This is a genomic window from Tepidicaulis sp., assembly GCF_965222285.1.
Lineage (GTDB): Bacteria > Pseudomonadota > Alphaproteobacteria > Parvibaculales > Parvibaculaceae > Tepidicaulis.
This window is the reverse complement of the sequence record NZ_OZ244942.1, coordinates 994,061-1,015,303: the sequence shown is the minus strand read 5'-3', so window position 1 is coordinate 1,015,303 and position 21,243 is coordinate 994,061. Positions and strand designations below refer to the sequence as shown.

At 60.3% G+C, this 21,243-nt stretch carries 20 protein-coding genes; 11 read left to right on the top strand and 9 right to left on the bottom strand.

The features are described from left to right. Window positions 1-4: 4 nt before the first annotated feature. On the bottom strand, window positions 5-910 hold the full coding sequence (locus tag ACOQOT_RS04760) for a crotonase/enoyl-CoA hydratase family protein (protein WP_420561231.1): 906 nt from the start codon (window positions 908-910) through the stop codon (window positions 5-7). Between the two features lie 211 nt (window positions 911-1,121). On the opposite strand from ACOQOT_RS04760, the gene ACOQOT_RS04755 reads away from it, so the two are divergent. From ACOQOT_RS04755 to ACOQOT_RS04740, 4 genes are all read left to right on the top strand, one after another. Beyond that, a complete protein-coding gene (locus tag ACOQOT_RS04755) occupies window positions 1,122-2,687 on the top strand; it encodes an acyl-CoA synthetase (RefSeq protein ID WP_420561230.1) in 1,566 nt (521 codons plus the stop codon). A 130-nt stretch (window positions 2,688-2,817) separates the two neighbouring features. Further along, entirely contained in the window at window positions 2,818-3,294 is a 477-nt protein-coding gene (locus ACOQOT_RS04750) for an OmpA family protein (protein WP_420561229.1), read from the top strand. Window positions 3,295-3,483: 189 nt separating this feature from the next. Next, window positions 3,484-3,936 carry a MaoC family dehydratase gene (locus tag ACOQOT_RS04745; protein WP_420561228.1) on the top strand — a complete coding sequence of 151 codons (453 nt, stop codon included), beginning with the start codon at window positions 3,484-3,486 and terminating at the stop codon, window positions 3,934-3,936. 86 nt (window positions 3,937-4,022) lie between these two features. After that, window positions 4,023-6,131, top strand: coding sequence for a S9 family peptidase (locus ACOQOT_RS04740; RefSeq protein ID WP_420561227.1), 2,109 nt, complete (start codon window positions 4,023-4,025; stop codon window positions 6,129-6,131). Between the two features lie 4 nt (window positions 6,132-6,135). On the opposite strand, the gene ACOQOT_RS04735 is transcribed toward ACOQOT_RS04740, so the two are convergent. From ACOQOT_RS04735 to ACOQOT_RS04725, 3 genes are read right to left on the bottom strand one after another with little or no spacing between them, the layout of a single operon-like run. Then, the gene (locus ACOQOT_RS04735; protein WP_420561226.1) at window positions 6,136-6,663 is read right to left on the bottom strand and encodes a DUF1254 domain-containing protein; all 528 of its coding nucleotides are present in this window, start codon (window positions 6,661-6,663) and stop codon (window positions 6,136-6,138) included. Beyond that, window positions 6,660-7,235, bottom strand: coding sequence for a DUF1214 domain-containing protein (locus ACOQOT_RS04730; protein WP_420561225.1), 576 nt, complete (start codon window positions 7,233-7,235; stop codon window positions 6,660-6,662). Before ACOQOT_RS04730 ends, ACOQOT_RS04735 begins: the two co-directional genes overlap by 4 nt. A 42-nt stretch (window positions 7,236-7,277) precedes the next feature. Then, window positions 7,278-8,159 carry a TauD/TfdA dioxygenase family protein gene (locus ACOQOT_RS04725; RefSeq protein WP_420561224.1) on the bottom strand — a complete coding sequence of 294 codons (882 nt, stop codon included), beginning with the start codon at window positions 8,157-8,159 and terminating at the stop codon, window positions 7,278-7,280. 132 nt (window positions 8,160-8,291) lie between these two features. Here ACOQOT_RS04725 and ACOQOT_RS04720 point away from each other — a divergent pair, with 132 nt between their 5' ends. Next, window positions 8,292-9,125 (top strand): helix-turn-helix domain-containing protein, encoded by an 834-nt coding sequence (locus ACOQOT_RS04720; protein ID WP_420561223.1) that lies wholly within the window; start codon window positions 8,292-8,294, stop codon window positions 9,123-9,125. A gap of 4 nt (window positions 9,126-9,129) precedes the next feature. Here ACOQOT_RS04720 and ACOQOT_RS04715 read toward each other — a convergent pair whose 3' ends face one another. Further along, on the bottom strand, window positions 9,130-11,118 hold the full coding sequence (locus tag ACOQOT_RS04715) for a cellulase family glycosylhydrolase (protein ID WP_420561222.1): 1,989 nt from the start codon (window positions 11,116-11,118) through the stop codon (window positions 9,130-9,132). 93 nt (window positions 11,119-11,211) lie between these two features. Here ACOQOT_RS04715 and ACOQOT_RS04710 point away from each other — a divergent pair, with 93 nt between their 5' ends. The 4 genes from ACOQOT_RS04710 to ACOQOT_RS04695 all read left to right on the top strand — a co-directional run bounded on the left by ACOQOT_RS04710 (window position 11,212) and on the right by ACOQOT_RS04695 (window position 14,887). Next, window positions 11,212-12,282 (top strand): serine hydrolase domain-containing protein, encoded by a 1,071-nt coding sequence (locus ACOQOT_RS04710; RefSeq protein ID WP_420561221.1) that lies wholly within the window; start codon window positions 11,212-11,214, stop codon window positions 12,280-12,282. Window positions 12,283-12,362: 80 nt separating this feature from the next. Further along, window positions 12,363-12,677, top strand: a complete 315-nt coding sequence (locus ACOQOT_RS04705; RefSeq protein ID WP_420561220.1) for a hypothetical protein — start codon at window positions 12,363-12,365, stop codon at window positions 12,675-12,677. Between the two features lie 29 nt (window positions 12,678-12,706). Continuing rightward, complete coding sequence (locus ACOQOT_RS04700; protein WP_420561219.1) at window positions 12,707-13,948, top strand: serine hydrolase domain-containing protein; 1,242 nt, start codon at window positions 12,707-12,709, stop codon at window positions 13,946-13,948. 33 nt (window positions 13,949-13,981) lie between these two features. Further along, window positions 13,982-14,887 (top strand): EamA family transporter, encoded by a 906-nt coding sequence (locus ACOQOT_RS04695; RefSeq protein WP_420561218.1) that lies wholly within the window; start codon window positions 13,982-13,984, stop codon window positions 14,885-14,887. On the opposite strand, the gene ACOQOT_RS04690 is transcribed toward ACOQOT_RS04695, so the two are convergent. Beyond that, window positions 14,884-15,738 (bottom strand): TauD/TfdA dioxygenase family protein, encoded by an 855-nt coding sequence (locus ACOQOT_RS04690; RefSeq protein WP_420561217.1) that lies wholly within the window; start codon window positions 15,736-15,738, stop codon window positions 14,884-14,886. The genes ACOQOT_RS04695 and ACOQOT_RS04690 overlap by 4 nt on opposite strands. Before the next feature lie 105 nt (window positions 15,739-15,843). Beyond that, a complete protein-coding gene (locus ACOQOT_RS04685; RefSeq protein WP_420561216.1) occupies window positions 15,844-16,842 on the bottom strand; it encodes an NAD(P)H-dependent flavin oxidoreductase in 999 nt (332 codons plus the stop codon). Between the two features lie 228 nt (window positions 16,843-17,070). Here ACOQOT_RS04685 and ACOQOT_RS04680 point away from each other — a divergent pair, with 228 nt between their 5' ends. After that, a complete protein-coding gene (locus ACOQOT_RS04680) occupies window positions 17,071-17,979 on the top strand; it encodes a LysR family transcriptional regulator (protein ID WP_420561215.1) in 909 nt (302 codons plus the stop codon). Between the two features lie 18 nt (window positions 17,980-17,997). Here ACOQOT_RS04680 and gdhA read toward each other — a convergent pair whose 3' ends face one another. Beyond that, a complete protein-coding gene (gdhA, locus tag ACOQOT_RS04675) occupies window positions 17,998-19,341 on the bottom strand; it encodes an NADP-specific glutamate dehydrogenase (protein ID WP_420561214.1) in 1,344 nt (447 codons plus the stop codon). Window positions 19,342-19,517: 176 nt separating this feature from the next. Between gdhA and ACOQOT_RS04670 the strand changes: the two genes are divergently transcribed. Beyond that, window positions 19,518-20,399: a metal-dependent hydrolase gene (locus ACOQOT_RS04670; protein WP_420561213.1), complete on the top strand. Its 882-nt coding sequence runs from the start codon at window positions 19,518-19,520 to the stop codon at window positions 20,397-20,399. A gap of 69 nt (window positions 20,400-20,468) precedes the next feature. Here ACOQOT_RS04670 and ACOQOT_RS04665 read toward each other — a convergent pair whose 3' ends face one another. Further along, window positions 20,469-21,128 carry a peroxiredoxin-like family protein gene (locus tag ACOQOT_RS04665; RefSeq protein WP_420561212.1) on the bottom strand — a complete coding sequence of 220 codons (660 nt, stop codon included), beginning with the start codon at window positions 21,126-21,128 and terminating at the stop codon, window positions 20,469-20,471. Between the last annotated feature and the right edge of the window lie 115 nt (window positions 21,129-21,243).

Sequence of the window (21,243 nt, the reverse complement as noted above, 5' to 3'; positions counted from 1 at the left end):
CGTCTTAGCTGTATTTGCGCTCGTCCCACCAGGGGAAGAAGTCCGGCATGTCCTTGGAGACCGTGCAGGGATATTCCGCCGGGCGTTTTTCCAGGAACGACATGACGCCTTCTTTGGCATCCGCCGAGGCGCCGCGCGAATAGATGGCGCGGCTATCGACCTTATGCGCTTCCATGGGATGATCCGCGCCGAGCATGCGCCACATCATCTGGCGCGTCAGGGCGTTGGAGACGGGCGCGGTGTTGTCGATGATTTCCCGCGCAAGCGCACGGGCGGCGGGCAGAAGCTCGTCGGCTTTATAGACTTTCTTGACGAGGCCGCCTTCCAAGGCTTCCTGCGCCGGGAAAACGCGGCCCGTGTAGGTCCATTCCAGCGCCTGGCTGATGCCGACGAGACGCGGCAGGAACCAGCTCGAACAGGCTTCCGGGTTGATGCCGCGCCGGTTGAAGACGAAGCCGAATTTTGCATCTTCCGAGGCAAGACGAATATCCATCGGCAATTGCATGGTAACGCCCACGCCGACCGCCGGGCCGTTGACCGCGGCGATGACGGGCTTCAGGCATTCGAAGATGCGCAAGGAAACGCGCCCGCCGCCATCGCGCACCGCTTCATGGGAATAATCGATGGAGCCGTCGTCACGGCGCGGATCGCCCGCCTTGTCCGGGCGGTCCTCACGCTTTTCATAGTCGAAGGTTTTGGCCCCGGCGGAAAGGTCGGCGCCGGCGCAGAAAGCCCGGCCCTCGCCCGTCACGATGACCGCGCCGACATTATCGTCCGCATCGGCCTTGTCGAAGGCGTCGATCAGCTCGAACATCATTTCGCCGGTAAAGGCGTTCAGCTTGTCCGGGCGGTTGAGGGTGATGGTGAGGATATTCTCCGCCACTTCGTATTTGATGGTCTTGTAGGTCATGTTTTTCTCCCTATCGATGGGGGCACCATACAAGAGGCGGCATAGAATTTCCGCCTTCTTTTATCCTTGACGTTGCGTCAGGCGGCCTCCTCCGGCCATGCAAACCGGTGCACAAATTTTCCAACTGGTTTATGATCCCGGTCAAAGAGAGCCGGCCGCAAGAGCCGGATAAGAACCGGCTAAAAAGGCCGGGAATTCAGGGAGACGCTACATGCATCCGTTTCATCATGCGGCCAATGCGCCCGACCGGCCCGCCTATATCATGGCGAATACGGGCGAAACCGTAACCTATAAAGAGCTCGACGAGCGCTCCAACCAGGTCGCCCAGCTGCTGCGCAGCCTGGGGCTGAAGACGGGCGATGCCATCGCCATTTTCATGGAAAACAATGCCCGCTATCTGGAGCTTTGCTGGGGCGCACAGCGGGCCGGGCTTTACTTCACTTGCATTTCCTCGCGCCTGACGCCGAGCGAGATCGACTACATTGTGGAAGATTGCGGGGCTAAGGCCTTCTTCACCTCGAAGGCGCTGGCGGCAACGGCAAAAGATCTGCTCTCCAAAGACCTCATCAAAGGGGCGAAACACCGCTACATGATCGGCGGCGCGGAAGCCGGTTACAGCGCTTATGAAGAAGCACGCGATGCCATGCCCAAAACACCGATTGCCGATGAAACGGCGGGCACGGACATGCTCTATTCATCGGGCACGACGGGGCGGCCGAAAGGCATCCGCATTCCGCTTTCCGGCGGGCCCATCGACGAAGTGCCGGGCCTCGTCATGCTGGCTCAGGCGCTTTACGGCTTCGACGGGGACACGGTCTATCTTTCCCCCGCGCCGCTCTATCACGCAGCGCCCCTGCGCTACAACATGACGGTGCAGCGCCTTGGCGGCACCTGCATCGTGATGGAACATTTCGATGAGGAACAGGCGCTGCAGCTGATCGAAAAATACAAGATCACACACAGCCAGTGGGTGCCGACCATGTTCGTGCGCATGCTCAAGCTGCCCGAAGAAGTGCGCAAGAAATACGACGTCTCCTCGCTCAAATGCGCGATCCACGCCGCCGCCCCCTGCCCGGTGCCGGTGAAGGAACAGATGATCGAATGGTGGGGCCCGGTCATCAACGAGTATTATGCAGGCTCGGAAGGCAACGGGTTCTGCGCGCTCAATTCCGAAGAATGGCTGCAGCACAAAGGCTCCGTCGGCAAGGCGCTGCTCGGCAAGGTGCATATTTGCGACGATGAGGGCAATGAAGTGCCCGTGGGCGAGGCCGGCACGATTTATTTCGAGGCCGATGACCCCAACGCGCCGCAATTCCAATATTACAACGATGAAAAGAAGACCCGCGACAGCCGCCACCCCAAGCACAAGCATTGGACGACGCTGGGCGATATCGGCCGGCTGGATGAGGACGGCTATCTTTACCTCACAGACCGCAAGGCCTTCATGATCATTTCCGGCGGGGTGAACATCTATCCGCAGGAAGCGGAAAACCTGCTTATCACCCATCCGAAGGTCGCGGATGTGGCGGTGATCGGCGTGCCGAACACCGATTTCGGCGAAGAGGTGAAAGCCATCGTCCAGCCCATGGACTGGGCGGATGCAGGCCCCGAGCTTGAAGCGGAACTCATCGCCTTCTGCCAGAGCGAGCTTTCCAAGATCAAATGCCCGCGCTCGGTGGATTTCGACAAGGAATTGCCGCGCCACCCGACGGGGAAGCTCTATAAGCGGCTCATCCGCGACAAATATTGGGGCAATCACGATTCGAAGATCGTGTGATCTTCTCTTCAAAGGCCCGGCCCAGCGCCGGGCCTTTTCTTTTCAGGCCGCCGTTCAGCGCCGGTTCAGCTGTTTTGCATTTTGCTGATTGGGGTTAAATTGACTGCATCATCGCAAAAGGGGGCTCGCCATGCGTATTCTCACCACGGTTTTCTTCGCCGCATCGCTCGGATTGGGACTCGCAGCCATGAGCGCCTCGGGCCCTGCGGGCGCGCAGGAAGTGCATTCCTCCGGCAAGGAGTGCAACAACAAGTTCGGCGCCTCGGGCAAGCTGCAGCGGGAGGAATATATCTATTTCGAGACCGACAGCGCCGCCATCGCCCCGGAATATCTCGATAAGATCGAGCGGGTTTATGAGCGGGCGACGGGCCAGCATATGCAGCAGATCTGCCTTTTCGGCAAAGCCAGCAAGAAGGGCAATGCCGCTTATAATGCCGAGCTTGCCCGCAAGCGCTCCGAGGCCGTGGCGCGCGCCTTCAAGAAACTGGGCTGGCCTGCCTCGAAAATCGCCATCGAGCCCGAAGGCGAGCCGATGGGCTGGATTGCCGAGAGCCTGACCTGGGATTCGAAGGAAGACCGGCGCGTGCGCATCCGTCTTTCGATGTAGGAGGCCATGTGAGGGCCGTGCAAGGCGTCAAACACCGCCTTTTCCGCCTTTAATTAAGCGTTGGAAATCCGGCGCCGGGACCGCTACCTTTGGGGCCAGATTCCCGGACGGCGGCGGGTGAGCCCCGCGCCGCGCCATACGCAACCAGCTGTCATCACAGCGGCAAAATCAGAAAAGACGGAGGCATTTATGCGCGTTTTCGACACCGTGGCCGATTATGCAAAAGAGGCCGGCAATGAAATCGGCGTCAGCGAGTGGATGGAAATCGACCAGGACCGCATCAACCTGTTCGCCGATGCGACGGGCGACCATCAGTGGATCCACATCGACCCCGAGCGCACCAAGAAAGAACTGGGCATGCCGACCATCGCCCATGGCTATCTGACGCTCTCGCTGCTGCCTGCCCTGATGAGCCAGATCAGCGCCGTGAAAAGCGTGACGCGCGGCATCAATTACGGCTCCAACTCCGTGCGCTTCACCAACATGGTGCCGGTCAATTCCAAGGTCCGCGCCCGCGTGAAGCTGAAAGAAGCCAACCCCAAGGGCGGCGGGACGCAGTTCATCAATGAAGTGACCGTGGAGATCGAAGGCCAGGAACGCCCGGCCCTGATCGCCGAAACGATCACGCTGCTCTACGAATAAGAGCGCCCCGCTTTAAAAGCCCCCGGCCCGCTTGCGCGCCGGGGGCTTTTTCATTGTAAACTTGGTCCTCATTGCCGGAGTTCCCCATGCCCCTCGCCCGTCCCGCCAAAGCCCCCGTCGCCGCGCTGAAAGAAGCCAGCCACACCCATCACGGCATCACGGTCAGTGACCCTTATGCCTGGCTGAGGGCGGAGAACTGGCAGGATGTGATGCGCGATCCGGACGTGCTGGACGCGGAAATCCGCGCCTATCTCGAAGCGGAAAACGCTTATGCGGATGCCGCGCTCGAGCCGCTCTCAGACTTGCGCGAGACGCTCTTCAGCGAAATCCGCGCCCGCATCAAGGAAGATGACAGCTCCGTGCCGGCGAAAGACGGGCCCTGGTATTATTTCCGCAAGTTCGAGACGGGCGCGCAGCATCCGCTCGAATGCCGCTCCTCGGATGCGGGGGGCAAGGAGAACGTTCAAGTCCTGCTCGACGGCAACAAGGAAGCGGAAGGCGAGGCCTATTTCCGGCTCGGCGGCATCAGCCATTCGCGCGATCACAGCAAGCTCGCCTGGGCCGTGGACCGCAAAGGTTCGGAGTTTTTCACGCTCCATATCCGCGATCTTGCCACCGGCAAGGAACTTGCCGACACCATTCCCGACACGAATGGCGATCCCGTCTGGGCACCGGACGGCATGACGCTTTTCTATACCAAGCTCGACGACAATCACCGCCCCTGCCGGGTTTACCGGCACAGGCTCGGCGATGATCCTGCGGCAGATGCGCTTGTCTATGAAGAGCCCGATCCCGGCTTCTTCGTCTCCGTTTCCGAAACCCAGGACAGCGCCTTCATTCTCATCAACACGCATGACCACCAGACCTCGGAGGTCTGGCTGATCGATGCGCAGAAGCCTGAGAGCGCGCCGCGCTGCGTCGAGCCGCGCCGGGCGGCCATCGAATATGATGTGGAACATGATGCCCCGCGCGAACGCTTTCTCATTCACACGAACGATAATGGCGCGGAAGATTTCAAGATCGTCGAAGCGCCGGTCGAAGCGCCGAATGCCGCCCATTGGCGCGATGTGGTGCCCCATGAGGCGGGCACCTATATTCTCGGCCAGCTTCTCTTCCGCGATTATCATTTGCGTATCGAGCGGCGGGACGGGCTGAAACGCATCGTCATCCGCACGCTGGAAACGGGCGCGGAAGATGTGATTAAGCTCGATGAAGAGGCATACGATCTCGATCTTCATGGCGGCTATGAATATGACGCGCGCACCTTGCGCTTTGCCTATAGTTCCATGACGACGCCGGCGGAAGTCTATGATTACGATATCGAGACGGGTACACGCAGCTTGCGCAAGCGCCAGGAAATTCCGAGCGGCCATACGCCGGGCGATTATGTTACCCGCAGGCTTTTTGCGACGGCGGAAGACGGTGAGCGCATTCCGATCTCGCTTCTTTACAAAAAATCGACGCCGCTCAATGGCAGCGCTCCGCTTTATCTATATGGCTACGGGTCCTACGGCATCAGCATGGACCCATATTTTTCCGCGAGCGTGCTCAGCCTCGTCAATCGCGGCATGATTTACGCGGTCGCCCATATCAGGGGCGGCAAGGAAGGCGGCTACCGCTGGTATAAGGCAGGCAAGACGGCCTCGAAGAAAAACACCTTCACCGATTTCACCGCGGCAGGGGCCTATCTCGCCGCGGAGGGCTTTACCTCACGCGGCAATATCGTTGCCCATGGCGGGAGCGCCGGCGGCATGCTGATGGGGGTGGTGGCGAATGAAGCGCCCGAGCTTTTCAAAGGCATCATCGCCGAAGTGCCCTTCGTCGATGTGCTGAACACCATGCTCGATGCGAGCCTGCCGCTCACCCCGCCCGAATGGCTGGAATGGGGCAACCCGATCGAGGATGAGGAAGCCTATAAGTACATGGCGTCCTATTCACCTTACGACAATGTCAAAGCGCAAGCCTATCCCAATATGCTGGTGATTGCCGGGTTAACGGACCCGCGCGTCACTTACTGGGAACCGGCGAAATGGGTGGCGAAACTGCGCGCTGCCAAGACCGACGACAATGCCCTGCTCCTTAAAACCAATATGGAGGCAGGGCATGGCGGCGCCTCGGGCCGGTTCGAGCGGCTGAAGGAAGTCGCGCTCGTCTACGCCTTTGCGCTCGCCGTCACCGGCAAGGACGCCGCCTGAGAGATCAGCTCCCAAGCGGCGCGCAGATCGAGTTTTCCCGCATGGCATTAAGCTTAGCGTTTTGCGCGTCCGAGGTGATGACCCGGCGTACCAGTGCAAGGCCCTTGTCGCCCGGCAGATAAACCACATCCGCGCGTGCATCTGCGATTTCCGTTCCCTTACGCGCCACGATGACGGAAACCGTGCCATCCGCCGCCGCGTCTTTATCGTTCTTTGCAAAGACATTGTCGGTGTTTGCCGCGAAAACGGAAATCGACGTGTAAGGCGTACTCACCGGGGCTTCGATGCGCACAGGGCCGCCTCCGACATCGAGCACGCAGATGGAATAGTTGAGATCGGGGCTTGGCCGCACCACCGCCTTGAACTCATGGCTAGCGCGCGCGGCATGAGAAAACTGATTGGTCCCCACTTCCCCGCCGATCCGCGTCATGGCAACATCCATAATGACGCGCGGCAGCGCCCAGGTGACGGCGACATGCACAAGCACCGCGCCGATGAGAACCGTCAGGGTCCATTTCATCCAGGGTTTCATTCGCATGTCTCCTTGACGATGGCGGGAAGCGGCGCGGTTTCCGGGCTCTCGTAAATGGCAGGGCCGGGATTATAGAAACGGGCCATTACGTCGAAGCTCTGGCCTGCCTTGACCGGCAGCCAATTGCCTTCCTGAGGTTTGGCGGAGACACGGACGGTAAAGCTGCCATCGGACTCTTTTGCAATGCTTGTCTGGCTCACCGAATAATGATCGGCGCCGGTATCCATCAAAAAGCTGTCCGGCCCATAGGCGGTGATGCTCCACCAGCGCGCATCGAGGTCTTTGCCCTCGAGCCTATAGGTGCAATCGCCCGAAAGCGGCGCACCGCTGTCATCGGTGCCCGCCGTGTAATAGATCGTCTCTTCCTTGCTGAGCGCGAGGAGACCGTAAACGGCCACGATAGCGCGGGTATAAAGCCCTGCCTCTTCCGAGCCGATGGCAAGGTTCGTGCCCCAGCTGCCTGAGCGCACACCGCCTGTCAGCGTGTTCGATTTCAGGATCAAGGCCGTGCTGCCCGCCCCCAGGACAAGCGCCGCGATGGCGGCGCTCGCCCAGAAAATAAACTTCTTCATCGCTTTTTCCGTTTAATGCGCCGCCCTTTAGGGCCGCGCGGGTTAAAAAGGCCTGTCGCCGATAATCGTCACCCGCTCCATGCGGCGCACGGCCGGCCAATAATCGGACGCGGCGTAATGCTGGCAGGCGCGGTTGTCCCAGAAGGCGACAGAATTTTTCTCCCAGCGGAAGCGGCACTGATATTCCGGAATGGCGGCTTGCGCATAAAGATGCTGCAGCAGCGCGTCGGACTCGGCCCGCTCCATGCCCTTGATGTACTGGGTGAAAGCGACATTGACGTAAAGGCCCTTGCGCTTCGTTTCCGGATGCGTGCGCACCACCGGATGTTCAACCATCGGGTATTTCTTGTTCATCTCCTCGATTTCCGCATCGCTCGCCCCGCGCTTTTTCATCATGACGCGGAAATGCGCAAAATCGTGGATGGCGGTCTTGCCTTCGATCTTCTCTTTCACCTCATCGCTCAGCCCATCGTAAGCGGCATACATGTCCGAAAAGAGCGTGTCGCCGCCCACCGGCGGCACGTCGATGGCGCGCAGGATGGAGCCGAGCGAGGGGCATTCGCGCCAGGTCACATCCGAATGCCATTTGTTTTCCTTGCCCGGCCGGTCCTTGTCATGGGTGATGGCGAGGATTTCCGGATAGCCTTCCTTATGGGGGGCGAAGGGATGCACTTCGAGCTCGCCAAAGGCGCGGGCAAATTCGATATGGGCTTCGGTCGAGACATCCTGATCGCGGAAGAACAACACCTTCCAGTCGAGCAGCGCGGCGCGCAGCGCGTCTTTCGTCTTGCCGGAGGGCACCTTGCCCATATCCACCCCGCGCACAACCGCGCCGATGGCCGGGGTCATGGGCTCCAGCGTGAAGCCTTCGCCAATTTCGATGGATTTGCCGGGCAATTGCCCGTCCAGTACCTGCACGTTCATCAGCATCTCCTCCAGATCGCTTTCCTCCCGTGCCGCTGTTCCCGCGGCTTGAGAAAAGGCTAGGAGCGCCGGCTTGGGCCTGCAGCGCTTTTGTGGCAGAATTCCGCAACACGGAATTTGAGAATCGCACCCATGCCGAAACCCGCACAGAACAAGGCTTTTCAAACCGCCGCCCAGCCGGCCTCGGACACCGCGCCAGCGCTCCAGACCGGCGAGAGCGCGGTGCAGCCAGTTCTGCGGGCGCTCGATATATTGCGTGTCCTGAATGAAAAGAACCCGGCCTCCCTCGCCTTTCTGCATGAGCGCACGGGCCTCCCCAAGCCGACCCTGGTGCGCCTTCTGCAAACGCTGATCGCGGCGGGCTATGTGGAGCAATTGTCCCGCCGCCACGGCTACAGGCTGACGCAGGAAGTGCTACAGCTCGCGCGCGGCTTCCGTTTCGACCATCATGTGGTGGAAGTGGCCCGGCCCTACATGGATGCCTTTACCCGCATCCATAAATGGCCTGTGGCAATTGCGACGCTCGAAGGCGCGCGCATGCATGTGCATTACGGCACGCAAGGGCTCAGCCCTTTCAGCTATGACGCGGATGTCAAGCGCCCGAACCGCATTCCCGTTTTGCAGGCGGCGCTCGGGCGCGCCTATCTTGCTTATTGCCCGAAAGACGAGCGCGACGTGCTGCTGCGTCTCCTGCGCCAATCGGGCCATGCGGCGGACCGGGAAGCGAAGGACAAGAATTTCATCGCCCGGCTGATCTCGGAAATTCATGCCAAAGGTTATGCCACCATGGCGACGGTGCCGGGGGAAACGGCGAACGGTATTGCCGTGCCGATCATGAAAGGCGATGCCGTTCTTGCCGCGATCACTTTGCGGTTTTACGACAGCGCCATGAGCGAGCAGGAAGCGGCCACCCGCTATGCCGCACCCTTGCACGAAATGGCGAAACAGATCGCCGCTGCCGCCTGAAGCCTCAGCGCGGGGTGATGGTGATCGTCACCGGCCCGTCTTTCAGCGCCGTGATAGCCAGCATTTGCGTGTGACCATTATAGGTCGCCTCGCCCCCATCCACGGTCAGGTTCGCGCCTTCGGGATATTGCACGGCAGGTAGGAAAACCTCCGTCGCCTCATTGCCCGCCGCCTCATAGGTCATCTCGAAGTGGCGGCTTTCCCGCTCGAAAGAAATCTCCTGCAGCGTGCCGGCAATGGCCTTGGCATAAGGGCGCACGAAACCGTGCAGCGCCCGCCCGCCCGAATGGATGTTCTGGCTGTCCACCTGCTGATCGCGGCTCCAGATCGACAGGTCTTCCTGGTTCCAGCCATCGCCCACCGCCAGATCGTTGCTGTTGGAGGCGGTATAGTTCCACTGCGCCGAGGAAAGATGCAGCGCATCGAGCGCGTTATAAAGAAAGTCGAGCGCCATGATGTGCTTTTCCCACGGCTTTTGGGAATGGTCCCCTGCGCGGAACGCCTCATAAGCTGCCCCGCCATCGAGATCGAAAGGAATGCCGCATTCGCCGATCAGCGTCGGCGCGCCTTTGCCGCCGTTTAAGGTGCGGGCGGTGTCGCGAATGCGCGACAGCTGCTTGGCGTAATGTTCTTCGATCGCCTCGCGCCCTTCCAGCACCTTGCCGGAAAAAGGATTGACGGAGGTCGGATACATGAAGGTCTTGGAAGAAAGCGTGACGATGTCATACCAGTGCGAGGCATTGACCGTGCCTTCCGGCGTTTCTTCCGGAAAGGCGCCGCCGAGAAGCCCGGTGAAAGGATCGAGCTCGGCAAAGACCAGCCAGTCTTCGCGGATCGATTGCACGGTTTCGGCCACCTTCTTGAAGAAAGGCGCCATATAAGTGTCTTCGACGGTGACGGGTGTGCCCTTCACTTTGCGGAAATAATCTTCATCGGCGACTTTAAGCTCGCCGCCCTCCAAGCTGTAAACGCCCGCCGCCTCGAAGGGGCAGCCCTGACCTTCGAGCCAGATGGAAACTCCGTTCGGGTTTTCCGTTTTCTCATGGGTGACGACGGATTTCATTTCCTCGAGCGAAAACTCAAGCTGCGGAATGGAGCGCGTCACCCCGCGCGCCACGGCCAGGCAATCGAGCACGGACCAGGCAGGACCGGGCGCGGCGATCCGCGGATTGACCTCGCTCGGGCCGGTATGGCGGTAGCTCACGGGCTCGCCGATAAAGCCGGTGCCCGGCTCGTTCAGCGTATCGAAGCCCATGACATGAGGCATGTCCGCAAGGCGGCGCGCGACCTCGCGCATCGCGCCCAGATAATGCGACTGCATATAGTCCTGAACGTTCTGGCCTTCGATCATAAAGTCCGGCGTAAAGTCGCGCCCGGCAAAGAACAGCGTCCACATGATGCCGTTCGCGGGCAGGCGGTAATTCTGCGACCAGGTCATGGTCGGGTAGTTTTCTTCCTGCCGACCGCCGCGCGCATAGTCATACTTGTATTGCATGACATGGGCGGCGCCCGCCTCGTGGAACTTCGTGAAATCGAGGCCGACTTTTTCAAAGAGCCAGCCCGGCGCGCCGTCCCCGCCTGTCATCCGGCTCCAGACGTCCTGGTGAAAATCCACAAAGACATAGAACTCATAATCACCGGCCAGCCGGCAAAGCTCGGTATAATAATCGAGATAGGCGGTGTCGTATTTGCCCGGCCCTTCATGCTCCACTGCTTCCCAGGTCGTCAGCAGACGCAGGCAATTAAAGCCCCAAGCTTTCAGGCGGGAGAAATGCTCATCCGCCTCCTCCAGCGGAAAAGGCCGGCCGGTGAAGGAAACGGTGCGGTGATCGGAAAAATCCGTCGGCCGGTGCGTGCCGCCATCGGGAAAGGGAACCTTGCAGTCGCCGCCGAGATTGACGCCCCGCAGAATCACCATCCGCCCTTTTTCGTCTCTGAATTTCGAGCCATCGATGGTGATTTTCGGCATCGGCTTGGTTTTCGGCACCGGCATGGCCTCCCTTTGCTTTCCTGTTATGCTTATCCTAGCAATATCAGTCTTGCTGACCAGTCAGCAAACACGGGATCAAGCGCAAGGTTCAGTTTCATGACATCTCACGACCGGCTTATCACCCCCGATCTTCCTTTACCTGCCCTGCCCCGGCAGCCGGAAGGTACGCCTTGGCCGACCGAAACCTGGCCGCTCGGCGAGATGCCGCGCCAGATGGACCGGAAGGGATTCGACGAGCTGGTCGCCAAAGCCTTCTCCCAGCCGGACGATCTCGGCGAGACCCATGCTTTTCTTGCCGTTCAAGGCGGCAAGCTGATCTTCGAGAAATATGCCGAAGGGTTCGGGCCGCATGACACTTATAAATCCTGGTCCATGGCGAAAAGCATTACCCAGGCGCTGATCGGCATTCTGGTGCGGGAAGGCAAGGTCGATATTCACGAGCCGGTGAAAGCGCCGGAATGGCCGGAGGGCGATCCGCGCGCCGCCATTACGCTCGATCAGCTTTTGCGCATGTCGAGCGGGCTTGCCTTCCGTGAAGATTATGAGCCGGATAACCCTTCAGATGTGATCGAAATGCTCTGGGGCAGCGGCAAGGACGACGTGGCGCGTTTCGCCGCTTCTTTTCCTGCCGCTTATGCGCCGGATCACTTCTGGTCTTACTCCAGCGGCACCAGCAATATCGTGGCGCGCTGCGCGGCGGAGGCGGCGGGCAAAAAAGGCGCCGAATTCGAAGCCTTCATGCGCAAGGAGCTGTTCGATGTCATCGGCATGAAAAACGTCATGCCGAAATTCGATGCGGCGGGCACCTTTATCGGTTCGTCTTTCTGCTACGCCGAAGCGCGGGATTTTGCCAAATTCGGCCTGCTTTACTTGCGCGGCGGCGCTTGGGACGGCCGGCAGGTGCTGCCCGAGGGCTGGGTGGATTATGCCCGCACCCCCACCGCGCAGACCCCGAAAGCTTTCGAGGAAGAAGGGCCTTACGGCGCCCATTGGTGGCTCGGCATGGGCGGGCCGGGAAGTTTCTCGGCCAATGGCTTTGAAGGGCAGTTCACGCTGATCGTCCCCGATCTCGACATGGTTTTCGTGCGCCATGGCCGTTCGCCGGGTGAACAGTCGAAAAACGTCAAGAAATGGCTGGGCGCGGTGACGGAGGCTTTTCGCCAGTAAGCATGGGCCGCAACTAGGCCTCCATAAGGGGGTGAACCGCGCCGGGGAACACGCTAAGCTTGCCCAAACGGGAGGAGCAGATGGGATCGGTTGTCCGGTTTCCCGCGGAACGCATTACGAATCACGACCAGGTGCGGCTGAAAGAGGCCGTGGCGGGCACGATCTTCGATGTCTTTTTCGAGCCCGACGCGACCGGAGAACCGGAAGCCTATCTCTTCCGCTGCGGCTATGCCCAGCCGAGCTTCCGCCTGGAAAAGACCCCGCAAGGATGGGATGCCGTCGATCTTGAATGCGGCACGCGCATCATCGCGGCCAGCGCCCGCGATACGCAGGAACTGATGCGGCTTTTGGCGCCGCGCATTCCCTTCCGGCCCAATGACAATGAGGCCCGCTAAGGGCTAAAGAAACAAAGAGGGAGGATGCGATGACGCATGCAGGAGAATTCACGACGCCGGAAGAACTCGGACTTTCGAGCGAGCGGCTGGCGCGCATTCCCGCCTTCTTCAAACATTATGTGGACCGGCAAAAGTTTTCCGGTTTCTCCACCCTCATAGCCCGGCAAGGCAAGATCGCCCATTTCGAAACGGTGGGTCTGCGCGACCGGGAAAACGGCACGCCGGTGGAAAAAGACACGATCTTCCGCATCTATTCGATGACGAAGCCGATCACCAGCCTTGCCCTGATGCTGCTGCATGAGGAGGGCCGCTTTCAGATCACCCATGAAGTGGCGCGGTACCTGCCCGCCTTCGAGCGGCTGCGCGTTTTCGATGAAGGCGACCGGGAGAGCTTCACGACGAAGCCGTTGAAACGGGCCATGACGATCCGCGATCTTCTTACCCACACATCCGGGCTCACCTACGGCTTCATGTATGCCCATCCGGTGGATGCGCTGTACCGCAAAGCCGGGCTTGCGGGCGCTGCAACGGACGGCATCACACTGGAAGAAATGGTGGAAAAGATCGCCGATATTCCCCTTCTCTTTTCACCCGGCGAGCACTGGAACTATTCCATGTCGACGGATGTGTGCGGCCGGCTTGTGGAAGTGATTTCCGGCAAACCGCTCGATGTCTTTTTGAAAGAACGGATTTTCGATCCGCTCGGCATGCATGACACGGGCTTTTCGGTGCCCGAGGAAAAGCTCGCCCGCTTTGCCGCCAATTACGAAAAAGACCCGAAGACGAAGGAAGTGCGCCTTGCCGATCCGGCGGACAAGACCAGCACCTATGCGCGTCCGCAAAAATTCCTCTCCGGCGGCGGCGGGCTCGTCTCCACCGCCACCGATTATTTCCGCTTCTGCCAGATGTTGCTCAATGGCGGTGAGCTCGACGGGGTGCGCATCGCTTCGCCCAAGACGATCGACTTCATGACCCTCAACCATCTGCCCGGCGGGCAAAGCATGAAGGACATGGACCAGTCCGCCTTCTCCGAGACGGGCATGGACGGGGCGGGTTTCGGCCTCGGCTTTTCCATCATCATGGATATGGCGGAAGCGGCGATGCCGGTCTCGCCGGGTTCTTATAGCTGGGGCGGGCTTGCCTCGACTTATTTTTGGATCGACCCGGATGAAGAACTGATCGGGATTTTCATGACCCAGCTCATGCCCTCCCGGGCCTATCCGCTGCGCCCGCAATTCCAGCAGCTCGTTTACGGCGCGCTCACCGACTAGGGAAACCTCTTTCCCGCATCAAGGACGTTTCCCTTGCCGCTTTGGATCCCCATCACGGTTGCGGCTGCTTTCATGCAGAATCTGCGCTCGGTTCTGCAAAAGCACCTCACCGGCGCGCTCAGCGTCGGCGGTGCGACCTATGTGCGTTTTCTTTACGGGCTGCCCATCGCCGCGCTTTACCTCTGGGTCCTGCTGCAAAGCTCGCAAAGCGCCCTGCCCGCGCCCGGCCTTTCCTTTTTCATCTACGGGCTTGTCGGCGGCATCGGGCAAATACTCGGCACGTTTTTTCTCGTCTCGCTTTTTCAGTACCGGGTCTTTGCCGTCGGCACCGCCTATTCGAAAACCGAAACGGTACAAACCGCGCTGATCGGTTTCGTGGTGCTGGGGGATGCCATTACGCCCGGCGCGGGGCTTGCCATTCTCATCAGCATGGCAGGGGTTCTCTTTCTCTCGCTCGGGCATAGCTCCATTTCGTTTGGGCGAGTACTGCGCTCCTTCAAGGAAAAAGTTGCGCTCACCGGCCTTGCCTGCGGGGCGGCCTTCGGCGTTGCCTCCGTCTCCTACCGCGCCGCTTCCCTCTCACTCGGGATGGAAGGCTTTGCGGTGCCCGCCGCCATCACGCTTTGCTATGTGCTCGGTATTCAAACGCTGATCATGACGGGCTGGCTTTTCTGGCGCGAGCGGGGACAGCTTGCCGCGGCGCTACGCAACTGGAAATGGGGCGCGCTCACCGGGCTTGCCGGGGCGCTCGGCTCCATCGGCTGGTTTTCGGCCATGACGCTGGAAAATGCTGCTTACGTGAAAGCGCTCGGGCAGATCGAGCTTGTTTTCACCTTTGCCGCCTCCTGGTTCATCTTCAAGGAAAAGAGCAACCGGCAGGAAGTGACGGGCACTCTGCTTATTGTCGCAGGGCTCATCGTCCTGGTGCTTACCGCCTAAACCGGTTTTTCGCCCGCCACGGTCGTGCGGTGCATGACGCGCAAATAGCCGTCATAGCCGCCTTCGGCAAAATGCAGTGTCGAGCGGTTGTCCCACATGACCAGCATGTTCTCGCGCCATTTATGGCGGTAGATGAATTCCGGCTTCGTCATGTGCTGGTAAAGCCCGCCGAGGAGCCACTGGCTTTCCTCATTGCTCATGCCTTCAATGCCGACCGTATAGACGGGGCTGACATAAAGCGCCTTGCGGCCCGTCACGGGATGGGTGCGCACAAGGGGATGGCTCTGCGTCTTCTCCGCCTCGTCCGACGTGATGATCTGCATCGTGCGCTCTTCTTTTTCCTGCGCGAAGATGCCTTTCTTGGAATAGGGCAGAATGGCGCTGTGCACGGCATTGAGCGGCGCAAGCAGCTTTTTCATCGCAGGAGAAAGCGCTTCATAGGCGCGAGCGCAATCGGCATAAAGCGTGTCGCCGCCTTTGGGCGGCACGACCTTGGAATGGAGCAGCGTCGCAGCCGGCGGGGTTTCCTGAAAACTCCAATCGGAATGCCAGCCCGCGCCAAAATTCGTCGCCTTTTCATCGGGCTCGCGGCGCAGCTCCAGCACATGGGGGTGATCCGCCATGGGCTTGATGAACGGGTCATGGCCGAAAGGGCCGATCTCCTCGGTGAACCGCTCCAACGCGTCAAGCTCTAGCGGCTGATCGGGGAAGAAGACAACACCATGCTCCGCCCAGGCGCTTTTCACCTCTTCCAGGGTTTGCGGGGCAAGCGGCGCGGAAAGGTCGAGCCCTTTAATCTCCGCCCCGAAGCCGGTTTCGTTCGCCTTCACCTCGATATGCCGGTAGGCCATGGTTCCTCTCCCCATTTCTTTTTATGGCAACCAGCCTAGCGGAACGCAAACGGCCCCCGCAATAAGGGGGGCCGTCCGGTCGAATTATATCTGCGAAAACAGGCCTTATTCGGCTGCCGCCGCCGCTTTGCCGCCCAGCATGCGCGACAAGCGGCTTGCCATCAGCTCTTCGGCTTCGCTGACGATCCGGCTCACCAGTTCCTGGCAAGAAGGAATGTCGTGGATGAGGCCCTGGATCATGCCGGCCGACCAAATGCCGTAATCGGGATCGCCTTCCTCATAGACCACCTTGCCGCGCTGGCCGGAGACGAGATGGGCGATGTCTTCGATCTTCGCCCCGCCCTTCTTCTCGATGGCGACGACTTCCTGGCTGACGGCGTTTTTGGCGACGCGGGCCGTGTTGTGCAGCGTGCGGAAGATGAGGTCCGTGGCGCGTTCGTCATTGGCGACGATCTGCTCTTTCACCTTCTGATGGATCGGGCTTTCCTTGGTGCACATGAAACGCGTGCCCATGTTGATGCCTTCCGCGCCGAGCGCGAGCGCGGCAACGAGGCCGCGCGCATCGCCGAAACCGCCCGAGGCGATCATCGGGATTTTCACCTTATCGGCAGCGGCCGGGATCAGAATGAGGCCGGGAATGTCATCCTCGCCCGGATGGCCCGCGCATTCGAAGCCGTCGATGGAAATCGCATCGACGCCCATCCGCTCAGCCGAGAGCGCGTGGCGCACGGCGGTGCATTTGTGAATGACCTTAATGCCGTGCTCTTTGAAATGATCGACATGTTCCTGGGGCTTATAGCCTGCGGTTTCCACGATCTTCACGCCCGCCTCGATGATCGCCTGACGGTATTCGGCGTAAGGGGGCGGTTTGAGCGCGGGCAGGATCGTCAGGTTCACGCCGAAGGGCTTGTCCGTCATTTCCTTGCAGCGGGCGATTTCCTTGCTCAGGTCTTCCGGCGTCGGCTGGGTCAGCGCCGTAATGAAGCCGAGCGCGCCGGCATTGGCAACGGCGGCGACAAGATCGGCGCGGCCGACCCATTGCATGCCGCCTTGCACGATCGGAGCTTCCACTCCGAAGAGTTCCGTGAAGCGTGTTTTGATCACGTGTTTTCTCCCGTCCGTTTTCTTCTGCGGCCATTTTTTGGCCGGTCAATTGCGGTGTTTCTGTTCTACCAGATCGCCGGGCCAGGGCCTATGGCTGAGTAAGGCCCTTCCCTTAGGTCAGCTTTTGCACGGGCCTGAGGCCGCGGTTTCTCTTTTCCTTGATTTCCGCGAGGGCACACCCCATCTTCGTGCATAATTGAACACCAAATCACCGCTGATGAACAGAATATGGCCGACTGGAATCTCTTCCGCACCTTTCTTGCCGTTGCCGATGTGCGCTCTTATTCGGCGGCCGGACGGCGGCTGAAACTGAGCCACGCAACGGTGGGCCGCCATGTCACGGAGCTTGAGCGCAGCCTCGGCACGAAGCTTTTCGTGCGCGATGCGGACGGCTATTCGCTCACCCCGGCGGGCGAGCGGCTGAAAGCGGAAGTCGATGATATGGCCTCGGCGGCCTTGCGCGCGGAGCGGGCGGCAAGCGCGGCGGACGGCGCGCCCAAAGGCATCGTGCGCATTTCCACCGCCGCGACCCTTGCCGGTTATTGGCTGATGCCGCATATGGCCGCCTTCCGCGACCAGTACCCGCATATCGAACTGGAATTCGTCACCGACACCTGGCCGGCCAGCGTGCGCCGGCGCGAGGCGGATATCGTCATAAGGCTTTACGGGCCGGGGCAGGAAAATCTGGTGGGCAAAAAGATCGCCCGCTGCGGCGTCGCCTTTTATGCCTCGCGCGACTATGCCGCCCAGCACGGGCTGCCCGCCAAGCGCGAGGAATGGGCAAAACATACGATGATCGGCTTTGCCGGGGGCGCGGCGGAACAGGAACTCGCGCACTGGTCCGACCATGTCACGCGCAGCGCGCCCACCGCCTTACGCTTTTCCTCCGTCGCCGATCAGGTGCATGCCGTGCGCGCGGGGCTCGGCATTTCGGTGCTCACCACGCTGATCGGCGATACTTATGACGATCTCATCCGCATCGCGCCCGACAAGCTCTTCAGCGCGACGGATATCTGGATGCTTGCCCACCCGGACCTGCGCGATACGGCGCCGGTGCGCGCGGTTTTCGATTTCATCGCCGCCTCCGCCCAGACCGACAAGGAAAAGCTGCTGGGGGAGTGGAAAGAACAGGCGTAAGGCCTCCCCTCCCCGCGCTTACGTCACCCCTTGCGCGAGCATCGCATCGGCGACGCGGGTAAAGCCCACGACATTCGCCCCGTCCACATAGTTCACGCAGTCGCCGTTCTTCACGCCGTAAACGGCGCAGCTTTCCTCGATCTCGCACATAATGTTTTGCAGGCGCTGCTCCACCTCCTCGCGCGGCCAGCGCAGGCCCATGGCGCCTTGCGACATTTCAAGGCCGGAAACCGCAACCCCGCCCGCATTCGCCGCCTTGCCGGGGGCAAAGCAGACACCGGCGTCTTTGAAGACTTCCAGCGCATCCGCCGAGACGGGCATGTTCGCCCCTTCCACCACGTAGCGCGTGCCGTTCTCGGCCAGCGTCTTGGCATCTTTTTCCATCAACTCGTTCTGCGTGGCGCAGGGCATGGCGATCTCCGCCTTGGCACCCCAGGGATGTTTGCCCTTTTCGAAGGTAAGGCCGAATTTTTCCGCATAGGTTTCAAGCGAGCCGCGCTCAACATTCTTGATCTGCTGAAGGGCGGCGAATTTTTCCTCATCGAAACCTGCAGGATCGAAAACCGCGCCGGAGGAATCCGATGCCGTCACCACACGCGCGCCATATTGCATCGCCTTTTCGATCGCATGCTGGGCGACATTGCCCGCCCCTGAAATGGCGATGCTCTTGCCTTCCAGGCCTTCGCCGCGCCGGGCGAGCATTCTTTCGGTGAAATAAATCACGCCGTAACCCGTTGCCTGTTTGCGCAGATGGCTGCCGCCGAAGCTGAGATTCTTGCCGGTGAAAACCGCCTCGGCACTATTCGTGATCTTGCGCGCCATCCCGGCCATGAAACCGATTTCCCGCTCGCCGACGCCGATGTCGCCCGCCGGCACATCCGTATGGGGCCCCACATGCCGGCTCAGTTCCAGAACGAGCGACTGGCAAAAGCGCATCACCTCGCCTTCGCTCTTGCCCTTGGGATCGAAATCCGCTCCGCCCTTGCCGCCACCGAGCGGCAGCGTGGTCAGCGCGTTTTTGAACGTCTGCTCGAAGGCAAGGAACTTGAGCACGGAAAGCGTTAGGTCCGGCTTGAAACGCATGCCGCCCTTGTAAGGGCCGAGCGCGGAATTGTGCTGCACGCGCCAGCCGCGATTCACCCGCACGATGCCCTCATCATCCGTCCAGGGAATGCGGAACTGAATGACACGCTCCGGCTCCACCAGCCGGTCGAGCAGGCCCTGTTCGGCATAATGCGGCACCTCTTCGACAAAGGGCCAGACGCTATCCATCACCTCTTTCACCGCTTGCAGGAATTCGCGCTGATGGGGATCGCGCGCTTCCACCGCATTCATGAAATCGTCGAGCGATGCATATTTCATCGAGTTCTCCTGCTCGTGCTTGGGGCGGATATGTCTCGGATCATCCTGCCCTCTCTACGCCTGCTTTGGGAAAGAGGTTCAAAAATTCCCGGATTTCAAGGGAATCTGATCGGTATTGACATTAATGTCAGTAAACATAATATGTGGACGACCCTACGTCAGTCTGGAGGATGACGATGACCACCGCCGAAACCGCGCAAGATGCCCCCCAGCCCGAAGCCGCTCCGGCACCCGGCATGGTCGACATCAAACCGCGCAATTATGAATTCGATTTGGAAACGGCGCTCGCGGCCAATTGGCACAGCGGCGATCCGTTCAAGACCGCTTTCTTCAACGCGCTTTCCATGATGTTCCCCGTCGGCGAAAAATCCTTCATGGATGCGGTGAAGGCCTTCCGCGATCAGGTCAGCGATCCGGCCTTGCTGGAAGACGTGAAAGGCTTTCTCGGCCAGGAAGCGATCCATAGCCGCGAGCACCGCAAATATAACGAACGGCTCTGCGAACTGCGCGGCTACGATCTCGACTACATGGAACAGCCCATCGTCAAGCGGCGCGACTGGGCCTATGCCCATCTTCCCGTCATCTCGCATCTTTATGCGACCGTCGCCTATGAGCATTACACCGCGATCATGGCAAACGGCACGCTCTCCAATCCGAAATGGCTGGAAGGCGCGGACCCGGCCATGAAGGCGCTCTGGCGCTGGCACGCGATCGAGGAAACGGAACATAAAGCCGTCGCCTTCGATGTGCTGAAACTGGCAGGCGGCACGGTGAAGGAGCGGCGTATCACCATGCTGCTCATCACGGTGAATTTCATCGGCGACACGGTGCGCAACATCAATCATATGCTGAAGCGCGACGGCTACAGCTTCTGGCAGCGCATGAAAATCTGGCGCAGCGGGCTTTCGTTTCTCCTCGGCAAGGACGGCATCCTGCGCGGCCTCGGGCGGGAATGGCTCGATTATTTCAAGGCCGATTTCCACCCCTGGCAGCATGACAACCGCAAGCTCTTAGAAGAAGTGAAGGCAAGCGTCGGGCCGGAGCCGGTGCTGGCCTAAGCTGCCCGCCCAAAACACGCAAACAAAAGGGGCCGTCTGGCCCCTTTCTCTTACCCTCTTGCCTGCGCTTCACGCAGCCTGAGTGATGGTTTCCTTCAAGGCTTTCAGCGCCGTGCGCGGCTCCATCCGGTCGCGGTAATCGACCTCGACATTGGCAAGCGCGATGCGCCCGTCCGTGCCGACCACGTAAGTCGCGGGCACCGGCAGCACCCAATCATCGGTGCCGTTCAGCTTCGGCAGGTCGTTGCCGATCTTGCCGTAAATGGCGGCAAGCTTTGCCGGCAGTTCGAAGGTGAGACCGAGGACACCGGCAAGCGCCAGGCCCTCATCGGAGAGCACTTCGAATTCGAGCCCGTGGCGTTCCACCGAGGTGAGCGCGCCGTCCGGCAGTTCCGGCGTCACGGCGACAAGCTGGCCGCCCGCCGCTTTGATCTCCGGCAGGATAGCCTGATAGGCCCGCAGCTCCAGATTGCAGTAAGGGCACCAGGCGCCCCGGTAGAAGGTCACGATGAGCGGCGTTTCCATATAAAGCGCGCCGAGGCTGACGGGCTTGCCCAGCGCATTTTTGAGCGTCATGCCGGGAAAGACCTTTCCTTTGGCCGCCGCCCGCGCGGCAATGCCCGTTGCCGCCAGATCCTTCGTCGCCTGCTCCATCATCGACAGGACATCGGAGGGAAGCCGTTTGCCCGCCAGATCCTTCATTTTTTCCAATTCGTCTTTCAGCGCCATGCGCCCCTCCGCCCTTTGGTTTTCTTGCGCCACTATAGGAGCGTGACGCGAGGGCACCCGTTCACATTATCCGGAGTTCCACAGGTATTTTCCCATGCGCCTTGCGCATTTTTGA